Origin of the sequence: Labilibaculum sp. K2S (assembly GCF_030372765.1) — a bacterium.
GTDB lineage: Bacteria > Bacteroidota > Bacteroidia > Bacteroidales > Marinifilaceae > Labilibaculum.
On sequence record NZ_JAUCMW010000009.1, the window covers coordinates 137,578 to 156,858 of the forward strand.

Below are 19,281 nucleotides of genomic sequence, written 5' to 3' on the forward strand. Positions count from 1 at the left end.
AGGTGAAGGAGGTATGCTTACTTGTACCCCGATTTAAAACAGGAGCACCACGCTTAATTTCAAATAGTGGATCTAAAAATACCCTAACTTTAGAATTGCTTGCTTACAGGGCACATGCGTTAGGGGTAGAAGCGGTTACCCCGCAGTGAGGTACGAACGAGGAGTATGAGCGGATGACCCGACCCGAAGGGGAACGCCCAAAAGAAAATGAAATTTAATTGCCATATCGTGCAACAAATAAATGAGAGTGCTTGTCTACTCCTTCAAAGATGAACGAAACCGAGCTGATACAACAGATTTGTAATGGCAATCCTCAAGCTTTCCGATATTTGGTGAAGCAATATGAGCGATTGGTGTTTCATGTAGCCGGAAGATTGTTGAATCAGCAGGAAGATTTGGAGGATGTGGCGCAGGAGGTTTTCATAAAGGTGCATCAGAAATTGCCTGAATTTAGAGGTGATTCGAAACTTTCGACATGGATTGCAACCATTGCTTACCGGGTATCGGTGAATCATTTAAGAAAGAGAAAACCCGATGTGGATATTGGAGAACCGCAGTATGAATTGCTAAAACACAGCAGAGTTTCTGATGAAAATCCGGAGCAGTTGACGCAGAAAAAAGAGTTGAAGGAAATGGTTCAACAAATGGTTGACAGACTTCCGGCTCAATACAAAACAGTTTTGAGTTTGTATCATTTGGAGGAATACGCCTACCACGAAATAGTGGAAATAACTGGTTTGCCCGAGGGAACAGTGAAAAATTATATTTTTAGAGCCCGGAAAATGCTGAAAGAAATGTTGGAGAAAAGCGAATTGAAAAGAGATTCAAGATATGAGAGGAAAGGACTTTGAGATTTTAATACAGATATGAATATGAATTTCGAAAATGCAGAAGAAAACTGGAATTTAGATGAATTAAAACTGATTGATGAACTGCTTAAGGAGAGTCTTGAGCAGGATTTTTCGGTTTCGATTCCTGATGATTTTGCCGATTTAGTGACCGAAAAGGTGGAGAAACAAAAATCGGTTAAAGAGGCATTGCTGCGTATGTTAATGATGAGTTTAGGATATCTTGGCATTCCCGGAATCGCTTTTGGCCTGCTTTACTATTTAAAATCGGCTAAAGTAGATGTCATTCTCGAACTGGTTTTTACGTACAAATATCCTCTTCTGTTTGGTGTGCTTTGTATTCTTTCGATTCAGGTAGCCGATGTACTGCTGCTGAGCCGTACAAAAGATCAATTGGAAGAATAAATTCTAAACGTCTTAAAAATGAAATGGGGCAATCTGCTATTGAATTGCCCCATTTTTAATTTATTTATTTTCCTCTGAAGTTTCCGTTTTGTTTTCTTCCACCTCTTCTTTAAACGGTGCATCTGTTCCTATAATGTGCACCCCTTTGTAATCATCAGGATTTAAATAAATACCCGTTCTAATTACGGTTGACAGATAATTGAAATTATAACTCAACACCACCATTTCGTTGTTCTTCAAATCCAGAACTGTTTGCATTAAATAATTCTGAGTTCCCGATTGCGAAATAAAAACAGCATGCTTGGGTACATTTACATTAGGTGGCGGCGTAACCGTAGTTTGAGTTATTGCACAACTACAAGCAAAAATTGCTAAAAGAACAATAAAAAAAAGCTGTCTCATTTTTTTTCGATTTAGTTATATGATTAAAAATGCAAAATATTAACGCAATTATCCCCGGTTTCCCTTAGGTTTATGGATACTCCATTATCTTGCCTGTGAATTTTAAATTTATGTAAAACGAAAGAAAAAACCTAATCAATGAAAAATCCGATTCTTTCGAACCGGATTCAATTACTTATCTCTTTTTATGTCTCAGCCATATTCGTTCTCCAGGCTCAGGCTTGTAATTCTTATCCACTCCATTAAATTTTCGGATCCTCTTCAACCGAACTCCATATTCCTGCGAAATACTATACAAGCTTTCCCCTTCTTTCACCCTATGGAAATTGTAACCTCGGGCTGCTCTTCCGCGCTTGTTGTGCAAATACAATCGTTGATCGAGCTGCAGAATATAATTCTTGGGAAGATCATTATACCTCAAGAGTTTCCTACGGTTTACCCCTAAATTTTTCTCAATACTAAAAAATGTATCGCCTTTTTTGGTGGTTATATAATGCACTCCATTCGCAATTTCCAAGCGTGCTCCAAACGGATCAATTTCCAAATAAGAATCAATATCTGCCAAATCGGTTCCTGTAGGTTTTTCAATAATCAGATCTTCACCTTTCCCTTTTTGATCAAGCTGATGCAAATTTTCCTCATCAATAATTTTTATCAATCGATGTGCATATTGAGGATCGGTAGCGTATCCTGCTTTTTTTAAGCCATGAGCCCAACGCTTGTAATCATTGGAACCGTATTTAAACAGAAATGCATAACGCGAGCGGGTGGTTAAAAATTGAGAATGATCTTTATAAGAATCATAGGCATGATCATACTTTCTAAAACACTCATTTCTGCGGTCATCATCCATTTTCATACTCGGACCGGTCCAGTCGTGACACTTAATTCCGAAATGATTATTGCCTTTTTTTGCCAGTATTGAGTTGCCGTTTCCGGATTCAAGTAACCCCTGAGCCAAAGTAATACTAGCTGGAATTCCTGTTCGCAGCATTTCGCGAACAGCTAAATCCTTATATTTTTCGATGTATTGTTTTCGGGTTAAGTCTTTTGCAAAAACAGATGTACCAAGAACAAAACTCAGTACGATATATAGGAAAACTCTCTTCATTCGGTTTAGGTTTTTTTGAATCGTGTGTGAAAAATGGGAAATCAATCTATTTATGTATATATTAGTCGCGATTTCCAAAACAACCATAAAAATATAACAATCCTGTTATCCTCCGTTACTTTAAACAATTAATTTAATTAACAATCTGTTTCTGATGTATGGAAACGCCTATTCTTGCTTGTTTATTATAATTATTAAAAAAATGTTTAAATTTCAGAAAGTATTGATTTAATTGCCATTTGAAATGGATACAAGCTTCCATTTCTTTAAGCAGGAATACCAATAATTCGTAAAACAATCTGAGCAAACAGAATAACTAATGAAGAAAACTCAAATAATTACAACTGTATTCGAATACGATTCGGTAGATGAATTACCTCTGAAAGAACAAGAATTGGTTAAAAATGCCAAAGAAGCAGCTCACCGCTCCTATTCACCCTATTCAAAATTTGGTGTTGGCGCAGCCATTCTTCTCGAAAATGATGAAATCATTCAAGGTAATAATCAGGAGAATTCGGCTTATCCTTCCGGCCTGTGTGCCGAGCGTGTTGCCATGTTTTATGCCAATTCAAAATTTCCCAACACAGCCGTTAAAGCAATTGCGGTTACTGCGCGTACCAATGATGAATTTTCAGACAAACCAATTCCTCCTTGCGGTTCGTGCCGACAGGTATTATTGGAAACGGAAGAAAGATTCAATCAGCCAATTAAATTGATTTTGTATGGGGAGAAAAAAATCAGAATTGTTGAAACGATAAAAGAAATGCTTCCCCTGTATTTTGAAAAAGAAATGCTTGATGAATAATATTTAAAATGGCTAAATCGTAAGCGCTTGCTGATGATTTAGCCATTTCTTATTCTTTATTAAGAGTCCCCGTTTACTTATAGCTGATTCGCCAGTTCTTTCCAAAGATTATCATTCTTGGGAACAGGAGCAACAATTCGAATCGGCTCTTGTTTTACCGGATGAATAAACGATATTTCTCTGGCGTGCAAACCAATTCCACCGCCGGTTTTAGACCGTGGAGCTCCGTACTTTAAATCGCCGCGAATTGGAACACCAATTTTGGCCAGCTGTGCACGAATCTGATGATGACGACCGGTATGCAGTTTCACTTCGAGCATAAAATATTTCTGAGAACGAGTCAGTAACTTATATTCTAAAGTTGCTTCCTTAGCTCCGTGTTTCAATTTATCGAAAACATTGGTTTTGTTCTTCTCTTCGTTTTTCAGCAAGTAATGAGTTAATGTTTCTTCCTCGAGTCTTGGACAGTTTTGAACAATTGCCCAATATATTTTACTGATTTCCTTATCCTTTTGCTGAAACATCAGACTTAAACGGGTTAAAGCCTTGCTGGTTTTAGCAAACACAATAACACCACTAACGGGTCTGTCGATACGATGTGGAACACCTAAAAAAACATCGCCGGGTTTGTTGTATTTTTCCTTTATATAGGCTTTTACCTTTTCACTTAAAGGTTCGTCGCCCGATTTATCACCCTGCACAATATCACCACACTTTTTATTTACGGCAATTATATGATTGTCTTCGAATAATATATCCAATTGTTCTTTCGCCATTGGTACTCCTTATTTATTTAATTTTCAAATGAAAGCGCGCAAAGGTAAGAAAAAAGACTTGATACTTATCATCGGATCTGATACTTGATGCCTAAGACTTTATTCCCGTTCCTTCTGCTTTTAGTACTGCTCTCTCTCATTCGGGAATTCCCTTGATTTTACATCACCAATATAAGTCTCTACAGCTCCTTGTATTTCAGCAAATAAGTTGTGATATCTTCGTAAGAAACGTGGAGAAAACTCCTGAGTAATTCCCAACATATCATGAATCACCAAAACCTGACCATCAACACCGCCGCCGGCACCAATTCCAATAATTGGAATGGCAACACTCTGTGCGACCTTAGTTGCTAAAGCTGCTGGAATTTTTTCTAAAACAATGGCAAAACATCCTGCTTCTTCCAACAGTTTAGCATCTTCAACCAACTTTTCGGCTTCTTCGTCCTCTTTGGCACGAACCGCATAGGTTCCAAATTTATGAATAGACTGCGGCGTTAAACCCAAATGCCCCATTACCGGAATTCCTGCAGAAAGAATTCGATTCACCGATTCCAAAACTTCACGGCCACCTTCCAGCTTCACTGCATCGGCACTGGCCTCTTTCATAATTCGGATGGATGAGTTCAAAGCTTCTTTCGAATTTCCCTGATAAGTTCCAAACGGAAGATCGACAACAACCAATGCTCTTTGCACAGCTTTTACAACCGATGCACCATGATAAATCATCTGATCCAAAGTAATTGGCAAAGTAGTTTCGTGTCCGGCCATTACATTGGAAGCCGAATCGCCAACCAGGATTACATCTATACCTGCTCTGTCAACAATCAGTGCCATGGAATAATCATACGAAGTAAGCATAGAAATTTTCTCGCCCTTCAACTTCATTTCAGAAAGTACATGTGTAGTAACTCTCTTTGCGGATTCTTTATGGATTGACATTTTTAAAATTTTTGATATTAGTTTGGCTAATCAAATCTAACCAACAATAATGAATATTGAATTGCAAAGTTATAAAATAAGGCAAAAGCAACAAGATAAAAGAAGAAAGGCAAAAGCTTAAAAAAGTGAAAATCATTTCCAGACAGCACTCAATTTGCAATTAATAATTCCTACTTCGAAATTAGATTGTTCTGTCTTTTTGGCAGAAAACATGTCAGTCGAATGCATAAAATTTCGCCCGCCGATGCCAGAATAACATTTCTTTTGGCAAAATAACTAATGGCACAGGCTTTGATAAATTGCTATCGGATGAAACAAACATCTCAAACAAGTAATAGAATTAAAACATTAAATAAATACTAAAAATGGGTAAAATAATTGGAATTGACTTAGGAACAACCAACTCTTGTGTTTCTGTAATGGAGGGTAACGAGCCTGTTGTTATTCCTAATAGCGAAGGTAAAAGAACAACACCATCTATTGTTGCTTTTATAGAAAACGGTGAAAGAAAAGTTGGGGATCCTGCAAAACGTCAGGCTATTACAAATCCAACAAAAACAATTTCTTCTATCAAGAGATTCATGGGAGAAAGTTTCGATAAAGTGACTAAAGAAATTGGTCGCGTTCCTTATAAAGTAATCAAAGGTGATAACAACACACCTCGTGTTCTTATCGATGACCGTAAATATTCTGCACAAGAGATTTCAGCTATGGTTCTTCAGAAAATGAAGAAAACTGCTGAAGACTATTTAGGACAAGAAGTAACCGAGGCAGTAATTACTGTTCCTGCTTATTTCAACGATTCACAACGTCAGGCTACTAAAGAAGCTGGTGAAATTGCCGGTCTTACAGTAAAACGTATTATTAACGAGCCTACTGCAGCTGCATTGGCATATGGTCTTGATAAGAAAGCTCAGGATATGAAAATTGCTGTGTTTGACCTTGGTGGTGGAACATTCGATATTTCTGTTCTTGAATTGGGTGACGGTGTATTCGAAGTAAAATCAACTAACGGTGATACTCACCTTGGTGGTGATGATTTCGATCAGGTGATTATTGACTGGTTGGCTGAAAGTTTCCTTGCCGATGAAAGAATTGACTTACGTAAAGATCCTATGGCTCTTCAACGTTTGAAAGAAGCTGCTGAAAAAGCTAAGGTTGAACTTTCAAGTTCTACCAGCACTGAAATCAATTTGCCATACATTATGCCGGTTGATGGTATTCCAAAACACCTTGTTAAATCATTATCCCGTGCACAATTCGAGCAATTGTCTGACAAATTGATTCAAGCTGTTCTTGAACCTTGTAAATTGGCTCTTAAAGATGCTGGTATTTCAACATCCGACATTGACGAAGTAATTTTAGTGGGTGGATCTACACGTATTCCTGCTATTCAGAAACTGGTTGAGGATTACTTTGGAAAAGTTCCTTCAAAAGGTGTTAATCCTGATGAGGTGGTTGCAGTTGGTGCAGCAATTCAAGGTGGTGTTCTTTCCGGTGATGTAACAGATGTACTTCTTTTAGATGTTACTCCTCTTTCATTGGGAATCGAAACAATGGGAAGTGTAATGACAAGATTAATTGAGTCGAACACAACCATTCCTACTAAGAAAACTGAAACTTTTACAACTGCTGCTGATAACCAGCCTTCTGTAGAAATTCACATTCTTCAGGGTGAGCGTCCGATGGCTAACGGCAACAAAACAATTGGCCGTTTCCATTTAGACAGCATTCCACCAGCACCTCGTGGAATTCCTCAAATCGAAGTTACTTTTGATATTGACGCGAATGGTATTCTTCATGTTTCTGCGAAAGACAAAGGAACTGGAAAAGAGCAAAGTATTCGTATCGAAGCTTCATCAGGATTATCTGATGCTGAAATCGAAAGAATGAGACAGGAAGCAAAAGAAAACGAAACTGCTGATAATGCAGCAAAAGAAAAAGTTGATGCTTTGAACAAAGCTGACAGTATGATTTTCCAGACTGAAAAGCAATTGAAAGAAATCGGCGATAAACTTCCTGCTGATAAAAAGCAGCCTATCGAAGATGCTTTGGCTAAATTGAAAACTGCTCACGCAGCTCAGGATGTTGATGCATGTAATGCAGCAGTTGAAGAGTTGAACACTGTTTTCCAGGCAGCTTCTCAGGAGATGTACAACGCTCAGGCACAAGATACTCAGGCTGGTCAGCCAGGAGGCGAACCTCAAGCTGAAGGTGCATCCAAAAATGACGAAGTTACTGATGTAGACTTCGAAGAAGTGAAATAATTCAACTTCAGATAAAAGCAAATGGCGGTCAAATTAATTGACCGCCATTTTTTATTTGTACAAATTGTAACTGATTCTTACTTTCACCTGCAGGCCAATTACTCATTCTTATTTTCCACTCTCCTTTAACCTGTTTCCGTTCTCATTTTTCAATAAAAACCCCTATTTTCGCAAACTACAATTATCAGATTTATGAAGAACAAATTTACAGTTGGGAGTTTATATGCAGGTGTTGGCGGAATCTGTCTGGGATTTAAAAACTCAGGATTTGCTGTTTCCTGGGCCAACGAATACGACAAAAACGCCTGTGTTACCTATCGTGAAAATTTCACTCACAAACTGATTGAAGGCGATATCATGGAAATTGATATCAGCAGCTTGAATAAAGTAGATGTGCTTGCCGGTGGTTTTCCCTGTCAGCCTTTTTCGGTGGCAGGCTACAGAAAAGGATTCGGCGACAACCGGGGAAATCATTTTTTTAGAATGCTCGATTTTGTGGACGAAATGAGACCCAAAGTTTTATTCTTCGAAAATGTGAAAAATCTGGTTGGGCACGATAAAGGAAATACCTTTACAGTAATTCGGAACGAAATCGAGAAGAGAAACTATTCTTTTCACTCCAAAGTACTGAACACAAAAGATTACGGCAACATTCCACACAACAGGGAACGGATTTTCATTATCGGCTTCGATAAAAATGTGTACCCCGAAAACTATAAATACTTCGATTTTCCGGCCAAAGAAACCTTAACCCGAAAGGTGAAAAGTGTACTCCTAAAAGATAAAGTAGATGAGAAATTTTATTACCGCGAAGACAAGTACATGTTTGAAATGCTGCAGAACGATATCACAAGAGACGATACCGTATATCAGTTCCGAAGACAATATGTGAGAGAGAACAAATCGGATGTTTGCCCCACTTTAACGGCCAATATGGGCACTGGCGGACACAATGTACCTTTAATAAAAACTGAGTTCGGAATCAGAAAATTAACGCCCAAAGAGTGTTTTAAGTTTCAGGGCTTTCCCGATACTTATATTTTGCCCGAAATTGCCAACTCACACCTCTACAAACAAGCCGGAAACTCGGTGAGTGTTCCCGTTATCGAGAAAATTGCCGAAAACATACTAAAAGCAATTAAGGGGATTGACTGCAAAATCAGCGGTAACTAAAGCTTTTGCAATTCACAAATCAGGAAATCGAATTCTTTTAAATCGCCGCACTGGATGTAGTAATTGGTTGCATCCATTTTTATTTTGCCGTTTAAAAGAGCATTCTGAGGCAACCGATACCCTTCACCAATAATGTGCCTGATGGTTTCCTGAGTGCAAACACCCGCAAAATCGAAAGTCCATTTCTCACCCAATATTATTTCTTTCAACTGCTCAAAATCAAGCTCGTTGGAGTAAAAAAGCTGATGGTGTTTCAACAGCTTTTTACTATCAGGCTTAGTTCTCACCAGTAAAAAGAAATCGTAGTGTTGCTTGGTGCCGTTCGCCAAATTAGGAATGTACTCCCCTTTCCCATTCCAGTCTTTTGCTTCGAGCAGTAACAAATTGGAAAAAAAAGCCGCCGATTTAATATTGATTCTTTTGCCCCGGTATTCCAGATCGGCATCATCCCAAATGCCTTTGCCGTAAATACCGGTATCGGGTTTCTCAACATCTGCAAAACCTCTTTTCAACAGCTCCCTGTAGGTAACAAATTCGGCCAATTTCCCCTGAAAAGTATTCGCAAACAATTCGCCCCTTTTCCTTTCCTGCTTTCCTCCCGAACGATGCCTTCGATGATGGCCTTCCCCAAAAACCATGCGCCATGCAAAATCAAAACAAGCGACAATTGTAATACGGTCGATTGCAACTGCTTTAAATTCTCTTTTAGCAGTAATAAAATATTCACGGGAATTCTTAAGCTCTAATTTCATTGTTTTAGTTTAAACCAAGTACTTCACTAAAATTTATAGTAGAGAAATTACTACTATGGCTATTTAAAAGTTATACCTGAGTCGCAAAGTTTTAAGGTTTCCTTCTATTTTTTTGGAATTGGAAGTGGTTAAGCAAGAGTTACTTTTGTTCTGTACCAGCGGTTTTAGAGAGATAAGCTATTCAATTGTTACTTGCAGGCTTTGCCAAAGTTTGATTGTGCGTTGGTACGTGGCCTTTGGCAATATGCCTGCAAATGCCTGCTACTAGCTACGAACTAATAGTCCTAATGATTCGAGAAGTTGTGGTTGGTCTTCCATTGCTATTTTTGCAACAGCGTAGAAGTCGCTCATCCATTCCTCCAGGTCAGCAAGGGCTTTGTCTTTTAACTTTGTGGCTTCCTGTGATTCCCCAACTTCTTTTAAATATAATGTTCTAGTTGTTTCTAAGGCATTAATTTCTGTAATGCAAGCTGCAATCTCTTCTTCGGTAATTTTATAAACTAATAGTTTCGCTAAATGGGCTGCATTTGTCTGAACTCCATTGTAAAATGTTTTCATTGTAGTAATCCATTTCGTGTAAGCTTTGGAATAGTTCCCTGCCAAACCAAGTTGTTTAAGTACTACTTCGTCTTTACGGAAAGCGACTTTAGCTTTTCTGCGATGCGATGTATATTTTTCAGTCATTAGAGTGACTTTCGCATCGAAATCGGCACGAGCTTGAATGGTTTCATTGTCTTCTTGCTGGTTGAAATTAAAAGCGGAGATAGTTGCTTCTAATAATTCCCTGCCTTTTGTGATAGTAGATAAATCATAACCGAACTCGGCCATTGTTGCTGCAATTTTGGGTTGATTTTCGACATTTGCCAATGAAATGCGGAATGTTTCGATTAGCTGTCCTTCGGACTTGCTTTGTGTTCTAATCATGTGTAATGTATTTAAAGTTTATACTAAAAAAATAAAATACATTTTTAAAGAACAGATGCGTCTAAAAAGCGTTTGATTATCTATCCCCACTGTTTGCCTACCCATCACAAACGTTTTGCCTTAAACTACAGTTGTTTTGCCACTAATCACGGTCGTTTAACCATCAATCACGACCGTTTTGTTATTAATCACGGCTGTTTGACCATTTGTACCCGCCGTTCTGCTCTTTGTAACTGCTGTTCTATTTAACATACCCCATATTTGTTGGTGTTTGAGGGTATTTGCATCTGATTTTGTAAAAATCAGTTATGAAAGTAGTTAAAAATGTTAAACAGACAAAAGAAAATGATACATAGTTTTTGTTTAAAAACAGTTTAAGCTCTTTGAGCTTTTATTGCACAAGCGCCTAAACAAGAAAAAGATTTGCTACTGATCTTTTAATTTTACTTTTTTAGAATTAGAGTCGTATGCGTAATTCACAATATTCTCATTCAGTATTAATTTGATTGCTTCCTCAATAACTTCAAAGGGAACAACAAACCATTCTCTTGGATTAAGGCGCTGTCCTTTTTCGTTGAACAAATCAATATCTAAACAAGCATTAGCAAAAAAACGATGAAGCAAAATTTCGAGCTTGTCTGCATTGCGATTGTAACATTTATATGTAGCCACTTTTTTTACACCGGCAAAAAGATATGTTGCTTCGTTTTTAGCATTTTTAATTCTTTCGTCAACCGAAGTGCTTGAAAATCCGATTTTGTATAAATCTTTTATTGATGTTAATTCTGGATTTTTAGATTGTGTTTTTAGAACGTAAATCCAACCTGTTTGCATGTCTTCTTCTGCGATTAAATTGGCATTAACAAACATTTCTTGTTCTGATTTTGCATCAGTATTGGTTACTAACTTGCCGTTTTTCTGAATTTGCTTACCTAATGATCTAAATAGCATATTGCTATAAGTAGCATTTTCGAAAACAGTTTTAGTTCTGCCTTCAATACGTACTCGGTTACCTGATTTCTGTTCCCATTCTTCTCTTTTTAAATCTGCTGTTTCAAGATAAAGTAAAATGCCGTCCATTACATAGAAATCGCCCACATGAAGGTTTTTTTCGATATTGTGGAACGTTTTAATTTTCCTTTTGCCCTCTTTTATTTCTTGATGCACCTTATGAAACATTTCTTCGTATGGTGCAAATTCCTCTTCGGATAATGATTTTCTACGAGCAACAAAATCAGTTTCGGCTCTATCCTCTGGTTTAGGCGTATGATTAAATTTGAATATAGATAATTCATCATCGTTACTGAGCAATCCAAAATCATCAACTTCATTTAAAATATCATCTAAGGATGGTTTTTCGATTTCGACATGGCCTAACAGATTGTGCCTGTCAAATGGTTTTAATATAATTTTTTGCTCTTCGTTTTGTCTGAAATTTTTAAGTTTTGCCAATAAACCATATTCAGACATACTTGATGTGCTGGGCTCTCTTTTATTTTTATCGTAAAACGAATTGATTTCTTCAAAAGAGTCAATAAGTCTATCTTCTTCGGATTTTACATTCGAAGTTTTAGCTTTTGATTCTAATAATCCAAAATTATCATCGTTAAAGATGTCGTCTAATGTTGGTTTTTTCTTACTCATTTAAATCTCTTTGACGTTTTAGCTCTTTTAAAAAGATAATAGCCTCTGCCATTCTTTTCTCTTTATGGTCGAAAGATTGAATACTTGGAACTTCTCCTGTTTTTTCTCTCCACTCTTTAATTTTAGGCCATAATAGTATGGCTTCGTCTTCAGTCATATCAATCTTTGTAGATTGTATGTGTTCGTCAATTAATTTTAAAACTTGTGTTGTTACCGATTTTGATAATATTTCAAATGCTTTTTGAAATGGATTAATCTGATCAATAAGGTCGATATGAATATCATCGATATTAACAAAACTACCTGCCATGCGAATAAACTTTTTATCGCCTTGTTCTTCTATTGTACTATTTTTTATTACAGAATCGACCACTACATGTTGTCTTACTGCTTCAACATCTTCATCACTTAAATCAGGATATATTTCTCTGATAATTTTAGGAATTAAAACTGTATTGATTACCTCGGGCTCAATATTACCAGGCATAGCTTTAAGCATTTTATCATCCTGAAGAATTTTAGCCTTTAAATCGTTAAGATCCGTATCAATAATATCTTTTGCACGTTGAGATGTTGGTAGCTTAAACCCCCTTATTTTAATGGTTCTATCATCGTCTTCATCATCGGAATTGTCTTCGTCATCATCATCTTTCTTGATTTTGAATTTGAAGTTTGGTGCTAAAACTTGCTCCATTAATAATGATGCTGTAATCGCTTTAAGCATGTTGTTTACAGATAGTTTTATGTCGTTGTCTTCGGCATCGGGCTGAGCAATAAGGTTAGTGAATTGCGCATGAGTTTTATTACTGCTATCACGGGTTGCGCGACCTATAATTTGTATAATTTCGGTTAAAGAACCTCTATAGCCAATGGTTAAAGCATGTTGGCAATATGGCCAGTCGAACCCCTCTTTTGCCATACCCAATGCAATAATGATGTCCATATCATCGGGCGAACTGATCGTTCTTAGGTAGTTACTTATTTTTTCTCTAGCTTTTTGATCATCGTTAACAAGGTCGGCAACCTTAAGTATTTTACCTGATTTTTTACTTTTTACATATAAAACACCTGTTTCTTTGTCCTGATAGTCTAAGTCTCCTAATACATCGATAATATGACTGACTTCTTCTAATTTTTCTTTTGATGATTCTGCAGAATTTACACTTGGGATATGGATGATGGTTTTTTTTGATTCATCCAGAATTTCTGCTAAAGCAGACATCTCTTTTTCGGGATGTTTTTTAAAATACCGACCTGTATAAAAGTGATACCCAATACCTAATGATTTAAGGTATTCGTAACCATTTAGCTGCTGATAATAAGTGTAGGTTACTTTCGTGAATTTGGCCTCGTCTTCGGGTATTAAAACAGGCACATTGTCGCCTCTAAAATACGAGCCTGTCATGGCAACTACGTGTGCATTAGATTTAGCCATAATGTTTTTGAGAACCTCGCCCAAACGGTTATCCCCATCAGCCGAAACGTGATGAAATTCGTCGATTGCGACCAATGTACCGTTCAATTTCTTTTCGTCTAAACCATCGAATGCAAATCGTAATGTGGCGTGAGTACAAACTAAAATTTGCTCATCAGTTTCTAAAAACTGTAAAAAAGCAGATACTTTACTCTTCTCTTCGCCCGGAGTACAAAGGTTGTATTTTGGGTTTGGAGACCAGTCGGCAAAAAAACCGTTTTTTTTTAATTCGGTAGTACCAAATGATGCACCAATTGATTTTTCGGGAACGGCAACAATTACTTTTTTGATGCCTTGCTTTTTAAGTTTGTCTAAGGCAATAAACATTAGGGCTCTGGACTTACCCGAAGCAGGAGGTGCTTTAATTAAAAGATACTGGGCCGTACGAGCTTCGAATGCTTTTTCCTGCATTTCGCGCATACCAAATTCATTGGTCTTTTTGCTTTTTCCTGTTTGTTGGTAGTTAACTTCTACTAAATTGGGCATATATTTTTTTTATTATGAATGGTGAATTATGAGTGATGAATTATAATATTCAGCATTAACACTTCGACTACGTTCAGTGCATCGTAATTAATCATTCTTTTTTATTATTCGTTTAATCTCACGGTCGAAATCGGAAATGTAGTTTTTATCTTGAATTACTCTAAACTTATCGTATTCGTCCTCTGCTTTCAGTTTTGCCTCTAACATCGATATTTTTCCTTTGTGAGTTAAAATAGGATAATCGGCTAAATCTAAGAATTGAATTAAAAATTTATCCCAATCCTTCATGTTCATTACTCGTCGGTTAACAGCCCTGTTCTCGGCCATATCTAGATAAGAGCTTACAATTCGTTCGAGAGCCTTAATATGCTCAACGTTTAGATAATTTTTGGCTACAGTAACGTCGCTTTTTACTATTTTACCATCGGGAGCTTGTTTCCATGTTTTTAAACCCATGTGTATTTTTTCGGCATCGGCTTCGGTGTAAATAATCTCAGCTGCTGTTTTTCCTGTTATAGCCCAATGCAATTTGTTTTGTACAGTAGCAAAAAACTGACGAGTGATATCTGATTTACTATCGTAATCGGCTGATAGGGCATATATATCAGTAATTTTTTGGTATAATCGACGTTCGCTTAAACGAATCTCGCGGATTCGTTCCAACATTTCGTCGAAGTAATCCTTACCAAAATGTTTGATTTGTTTTAGTCGCTCATCATCCATTGCAAAACCTTTGATGATGTATTCGTGCAAAATTTCGGTTGCCCATTTACGAAACTCAATGGCACGGTGCGAGTTGACACGGTAACCCACAGCTGTAATTGCCCGCAGATTGTAGTATTTTGCTGTGTATTGCTTGCTATCTTCGGCAGTATGTCGGAAATCCCGACATACTGAATTTTCGTCTAATTCATTATCCGAAAAAATCTTTTTAAGATGCTCGGTAATGGTAGAACGCCCTTTTTCGAAAAGCTCGGCTATGCGTTTTTGTGTTAGCCAAAGTGTTTCGTCCTGAAAATAAACATCGATATTAACCTTGCCACTTTCGGTTTGGAAAATCACAAAGTTAGAGAACTGTTGCAACTCATTTTTTTTATTTATATCCGGTTTCTTATTCATGGCTATTTCTTTCTTGTTTTCTTTGGTTTGGCAAAAAGCGTCTCTTTATTAATCATCTTTTCGTACTCTTTAAAAAGGTACTCTAAACGCTCGGTGTCGTTTTTAAAGGGTTGCAAACGGTAACACTTTTCTATTGCTTCATCCAATTCGTGATGTGCCTCTTTTAAACCTTTTGGCATAGTTTCGGGATTATACAATTGAGCCAAGGTTTTACTTGGGTGCTTGGCACGTTCGTCTAATATGGCAAACACATAAAGATTTAAGTTCTCTTTTTGTTTAAGGCTGATATTAGGAAAAGGGAAGGTGTTGTAGCATAATGTTGAAGAATATCTATAATCTGTCTTCATTTTCCCCCCAACAGCTCTCACCCAAATAATATGCATCTTTGAACTAATGATTGCAAAAACAATAGGATCTGCATCATAAATAACTTGATTTGGTGCAATTACATTTTTATCGATACTAAGAAAATCAATAGGTAAATAATCTCTTCTTTCTGATGTAACTGTAGGTACTATGATTGCACTTTCAGACTCTTTCATCTCTCTAAATTGATGTGGTCTTTTGGCAATTTTGTGAGTGCCTTTATCACTACTAGATAAGCGAAATTCTTTAGTAGATACTATACGTTGAGAAATAACAGGTATTGATAGAGCAAACTGTAATTCATCATCAGGAATCCACAAACAATATCTCTCTTTACCATTTAAGAATTCTTGTGCGCCCATCACTCTTTTTATTATCTTCTCAGCTTCTTTACACTGCGCAATTAGTTCTTTCTTTTCCTCCCTAGATAATAATAAATTACCACCATCAATTGCCATATTACCATATTCCATTCTTGGAAAAGAGGATAAAGTTCGTGTCCTTTTAGTAATGTAGTTATCACTACCTTCAATCAAATAGGGACTAATATTCTTAACCTCTTTGATGAATTTTTCTTGAAATAGTCGTTTCGGTTTTGATGATCTATTTCTTATTCCGATAATAACAACGGTAACACCAGCATTCCCTTTAGCATTGTTGTTCCATTTAAAGGAATTATAAGCAAATCCTATTTCTAGTTTTTTATGTAGGATATGTGGCCACAATAAAGCAACTTGTTCACCTTGACAAATTGAGTTAGTCGAAACAAAAGAGAATTTAGCTTGAATATTTCCTTGGATGTATTCTGATGCTTTCAAAAACCAAGGAAAAATATAATCAACCTTTGAACTTCCACTATATTTTGAATAGACTAATTTAATATCATTTTTTTGTTCTTCATTTTGCTCTCTAGCCCCTAAATAAGGTGGATTGCCAATAATATAAACTTCATCATTAGGTTCGATAGGACACACCTCTTTCCAATTTAGTCTGGTAGCATTGCCTTGTTTTATTTGCCCTGCCTCTTTAAGCGGAAGTATGGGTTTAGACTGTCCAAAACCAGCCAATTGTTCGTCGAACACGCTATTCATTTGGTGTTCTGCCAACCAAAGTGATAGGATTGCCATTTCGTGAGCAAAATCGTCGAGCTCTATGCCGTAAAATTGCGATAGTTGTATTTGGGTAAACTCTAAAGTTGGATTGGGGCTTAAGTCTATAATCTTTTGGAGGATTCTGATCTCTAATAAACGAATCTCTTTGTAGGTAATAATAAGGAAATTACCAGAGCCACAAGCAGGGTCGAAAAACTTGATTTTCGACATGCGTTGCATTAACAACCTGAGCTGTTTTACGGTGTTGGTTTTTTCGAACTCCTCATACAATTCATCTAAAAACAAAGGCTTTATTAGCTTTAAGATATTAGGTACCGAGGTGTAGTGCATTCCTAAGTCGCTGCGGTACTCGGGTATTACTACCGCCTGTATCATGGAGCCAAAAATATCTGGGTTGATGTTTTTCCATTCAAGCTCACCAAGATCTATTAGGGTTTTTCTCGCCTTAGATGTAAACAGGGGCGCATCAATAGTGTCTTTAAACAAACCTCCATTTACATAAGGAAACTTTGCTAAATAGGCAGGGTATTTACTGCCGTCTTTAGTGTTAAGTCGTTTGAATAATTCGTTTAAAAACAGGTGCGTATCTGCTCCATCTTTTGATGTATGCTGAGCCAATGTGTTTGTAAAAACGCTTTCCTCTGCGAAAATTTCGGTATCCTCAGCAAAAAAGCAGAAAAGCAGTCTCGATAGGAATATATTAAGGTGATGAACTCTGTCTTTTGAGTTGTAAGTGTGAGGATTCTCATCAATTAACAAGTCGTATAAAGATGCCATCTTGTATGAGGCATTTCTATCGGCTTCGTTGTCGTTAGATGAGCTGTAAACCTCGCTACCTGCCAGAGGTAAAAAGAAGTCGAAATAGTTAGGCAGTTCCTCAATTTTTATATCCAGGCTTTTGCCAAGTTTAAGGTCTTTGGCAACTAATTCTTTGTAGTCTGTTACAATCGCAAAACGTGGTTTATGCTTTAAAATCCTCTCTTCTTTAGAGATTGAGTCAATAGTATTTAAGAGTTGATCGACAGTTTCAACTTTAAAGAATATTTTCTTTTTGTATAAAACTTCGCCCTCAATTTTAGATAAGTTAAAGTCTCCCTTTTTAAGTCTAGTAACCGAGGTTTTTGAAATACCGTAAGCAACTAGTAAGTCGTAAATAAATTCGTCTTTAGAGAAGTCTTCGAAAACGGATTGTACGTTGTGTTCTATATCTTTTGTATTCATTCTTTCGGAATCAGTGCTCTTTGTTTGAAACGATTAAATCTTTAATGTCAACATCAAGGATTTCAGCAATTTTAAATAAATCCTCTAAGCTGGGTTGTCGTCTGTTTTGTGCATAAGAATTAACCATATTGTAACTCTTACCCAGTTTTTCAGCTAACCAATTTTGTTTGATTCCTTTTTGCTTAACAACCTCTTTTATTCTATTCATTATAATTCTTTTGGTCAATTTTCGAAAGTAAGTATTTTATTTCAATATACTCATTGGGTGAGTATAAAAATGGCCGCGAAGTTTATTTGTAAATGGTACACTAAAGCGCTTTTGTTTTGTTCGTTCCTCACAAAACAAGAACCCCTAAACAAAACATTCCCAATCATATTTTACAGGGCATTATAAATGAACTAAATAAAGGATATTGTCGTCCTACTTTATGTAAGCACTATTAATTTGTATGTAAGGCAACAAAAAGCCCGTTTCGATCAAAACGGGCTTTGTATTTTATTTAGAGTTTAACAAATCGTGAAGTGTTACTATGCCACTAAATCCTGACTGGTATGCAGCCAAAAACTCTTCACTTTCATTTTTAAGTAGTTCGATTCGTACTCCACGCATTTCATAGGATCTGATTTTCTATACAAATCCTGTCCTATTTCCATGATATCCTGCATGGTTGCCCACAAGTGATTCAAACAACGGAATACTTCTTCTTTAAGCAGACCTCTCGAGTTAAGCAAACGATTGAGTTCTATTCTATTTAATTTGAGCACTTGAAAAAGTGTCAAAATTTTCTCAATAATCGTTTGGGTTACCTCGGCATTTTCGCGGGGAATATTCGCTTCCAACTGCACTATAAATTTTGGAATCACTGTGAGAATGGCTTTCAAATCCTTCTTTTCAATGATTTCTACAATTTGATCAAATTCGTTTATCCGGGATACCGGGAAGTTATCCTGAACCTCCAATATCATGTTGTTCAGAGATTCGATCCGTTTATAAATTCCAAAGCGCAGGTTTTGAATCTGTACTCCCTCGGGACCACAATTCACATATTCTTTTGCCCGCTGAATTTGCTCACTTACACGGGCTTTAAAAGTCTCATCGAATATAGGATACATTCTGTTGAAATCTGCCATATCCCGCGTGTAACTATCCAGCAAGAATTTTGCCGCCACCGGCATTTCATCAAAACTAAAAGGAAAATCTATTGTTTCCATACCACCATTTTTGTTAGTTATGCATACATTTTACACTCTCTTTCTTTGCTGTTATTCTATCTCACCACTTACAGAATCTATATAAAACAGCATCGAAAATCAAAGAAATAATCCTTCTGTAATTAATAACATAATTACACAAAATCCAATCATTTCCGACTCATAAAATACAAAAAATCAGCACAATCGGAAAAATATAAAAAATGATATAAAACATGTTTTTAGAATCGCTCAGCAAAAGACCT

Annotated in this window: 17 protein-coding genes; 5 read left to right on the plus strand and 12 right to left on the minus strand. The window is 36.7% G+C overall.

Going from position 1 to position 19,281, the window contains the following annotated elements:
* Positions 1-269: 269 nt before the first annotated feature.
* Positions 270-851 (plus strand): RNA polymerase sigma factor, encoded by a 582-nt coding sequence (locus QUH73_RS12185; protein ID WP_289530712.1) that lies wholly within the window; start codon positions 270-272, stop codon positions 849-851.
* A gap of 21 nt (positions 852-872) precedes the next feature.
* Positions 873-1,253 (plus strand): hypothetical protein, encoded by a 381-nt coding sequence (locus tag QUH73_RS12190; RefSeq protein WP_289530713.1) that lies wholly within the window; start codon positions 873-875, stop codon positions 1,251-1,253.
* A gap of 60 nt (positions 1,254-1,313) precedes the next feature.
* Here the strand turns inward: QUH73_RS12190 and QUH73_RS12195 are convergent, their stop codons facing one another.
* Together QUH73_RS12195 and QUH73_RS12200 are read right to left on the minus strand one after the other, a co-directional pair.
* Positions 1,314-1,655: a hypothetical protein gene (locus tag QUH73_RS12195; protein ID WP_289530714.1), complete on the minus strand. Its 342-nt coding sequence runs from the start codon at positions 1,653-1,655 to the stop codon at positions 1,314-1,316.
* Positions 1,656-1,830: 175 nt separating this feature from the next.
* Entirely contained in the window at positions 1,831-2,766 is a 936-nt protein-coding gene (locus QUH73_RS12200) for a glucosaminidase domain-containing protein (RefSeq protein ID WP_289530715.1), read from the minus strand.
* Between the two features lie 319 nt (positions 2,767-3,085).
* On the opposite strand from QUH73_RS12200, the gene cdd reads away from it, so the two are divergent.
* Positions 3,086-3,571 carry a cytidine deaminase gene (cdd, locus tag QUH73_RS12205; RefSeq protein ID WP_289530716.1) on the plus strand — a complete coding sequence of 162 codons (486 nt, stop codon included), beginning with the start codon at positions 3,086-3,088 and terminating at the stop codon, positions 3,569-3,571.
* 77 nt (positions 3,572-3,648) lie between these two features.
* On the opposite strand, the gene QUH73_RS12210 is transcribed toward cdd, so the two are convergent.
* The gene (locus QUH73_RS12210) at positions 3,649-4,347 is read right to left on the minus strand and encodes an RluA family pseudouridine synthase (protein ID WP_289530717.1); all 699 of its coding nucleotides are present in this window, start codon (positions 4,345-4,347) and stop codon (positions 3,649-3,651) included.
* A 120-nt stretch (positions 4,348-4,467) separates the two neighbouring features.
* On the minus strand, positions 4,468-5,286 hold the full coding sequence (gene panB, locus QUH73_RS12215; RefSeq protein ID WP_289530718.1) for a 3-methyl-2-oxobutanoate hydroxymethyltransferase: 819 nt from the start codon (positions 5,284-5,286) through the stop codon (positions 4,468-4,470).
* A 365-nt stretch (positions 5,287-5,651) separates the two neighbouring features.
* Here panB and dnaK point away from each other — a divergent pair, with 365 nt between their 5' ends.
* Both dnaK and dcm read left to right on the plus strand, forming a co-directional pair.
* A complete protein-coding gene (gene dnaK, locus QUH73_RS12220; RefSeq protein ID WP_289530719.1) occupies positions 5,652-7,553 on the plus strand; it encodes a molecular chaperone DnaK in 1,902 nt (633 codons plus the stop codon).
* A 192-nt stretch (positions 7,554-7,745) separates the two neighbouring features.
* Positions 7,746-8,726, plus strand: coding sequence for a DNA (cytosine-5-)-methyltransferase (gene dcm, locus QUH73_RS12225; RefSeq protein ID WP_289530720.1), 981 nt, complete (start codon positions 7,746-7,748; stop codon positions 8,724-8,726).
* Here the strand turns inward: dcm and QUH73_RS12230 are convergent.
* The 8 genes from QUH73_RS12230 to QUH73_RS12265 form a co-directional block, all read right to left on the minus strand.
* Positions 8,723-9,478: a hypothetical protein gene (locus QUH73_RS12230; RefSeq protein WP_289530721.1), complete on the minus strand. Its 756-nt coding sequence runs from the start codon at positions 9,476-9,478 to the stop codon at positions 8,723-8,725. The two genes, dcm and QUH73_RS12230, sit on opposite strands and share 4 nt — an antisense overlap.
* Before the next feature lie 264 nt (positions 9,479-9,742).
* Positions 9,743-10,402, minus strand: a complete 660-nt coding sequence (locus QUH73_RS12235; RefSeq protein ID WP_289530722.1) for a hypothetical protein — start codon at positions 10,400-10,402, stop codon at positions 9,743-9,745.
* A gap of 426 nt (positions 10,403-10,828) precedes the next feature.
* On the minus strand, positions 10,829-12,046 hold the full coding sequence (locus tag QUH73_RS12240; protein WP_289530723.1) for a GIY-YIG nuclease family protein: 1,218 nt from the start codon (positions 12,044-12,046) through the stop codon (positions 10,829-10,831).
* Positions 12,039-14,006, minus strand: coding sequence for a DEAD/DEAH box helicase (locus tag QUH73_RS12245; protein ID WP_289530724.1), 1,968 nt, complete (start codon positions 14,004-14,006; stop codon positions 12,039-12,041). The genes QUH73_RS12240 and QUH73_RS12245 overlap by 8 nt, the downstream gene beginning before the upstream one ends.
* Positions 14,007-14,093: 87 nt before the next feature.
* Positions 14,094-15,125: a virulence RhuM family protein gene (locus QUH73_RS12250; protein ID WP_289530725.1), complete on the minus strand. Its 1,032-nt coding sequence runs from the start codon at positions 15,123-15,125 to the stop codon at positions 14,094-14,096.
* A 2-nt stretch (positions 15,126-15,127) separates the two neighbouring features.
* Entirely contained in the window at positions 15,128-17,824 is a 2,697-nt protein-coding gene (locus QUH73_RS12255; RefSeq protein ID WP_289530726.1) for a DNA methyltransferase, read from the minus strand.
* A 10-nt stretch (positions 17,825-17,834) separates the two neighbouring features.
* Positions 17,835-18,032 carry a helix-turn-helix domain-containing protein gene (locus QUH73_RS12260; protein ID WP_289530727.1) on the minus strand — a complete coding sequence of 66 codons (198 nt, stop codon included), beginning with the start codon at positions 18,030-18,032 and terminating at the stop codon, positions 17,835-17,837.
* 320 nt (positions 18,033-18,352) lie between these two features.
* Positions 18,353-19,036, minus strand: a complete 684-nt coding sequence (locus QUH73_RS12265) for a hypothetical protein (protein WP_289530728.1) — start codon at positions 19,034-19,036, stop codon at positions 18,353-18,355.
* Between the last annotated feature and the right edge of the window lie 245 nt (positions 19,037-19,281).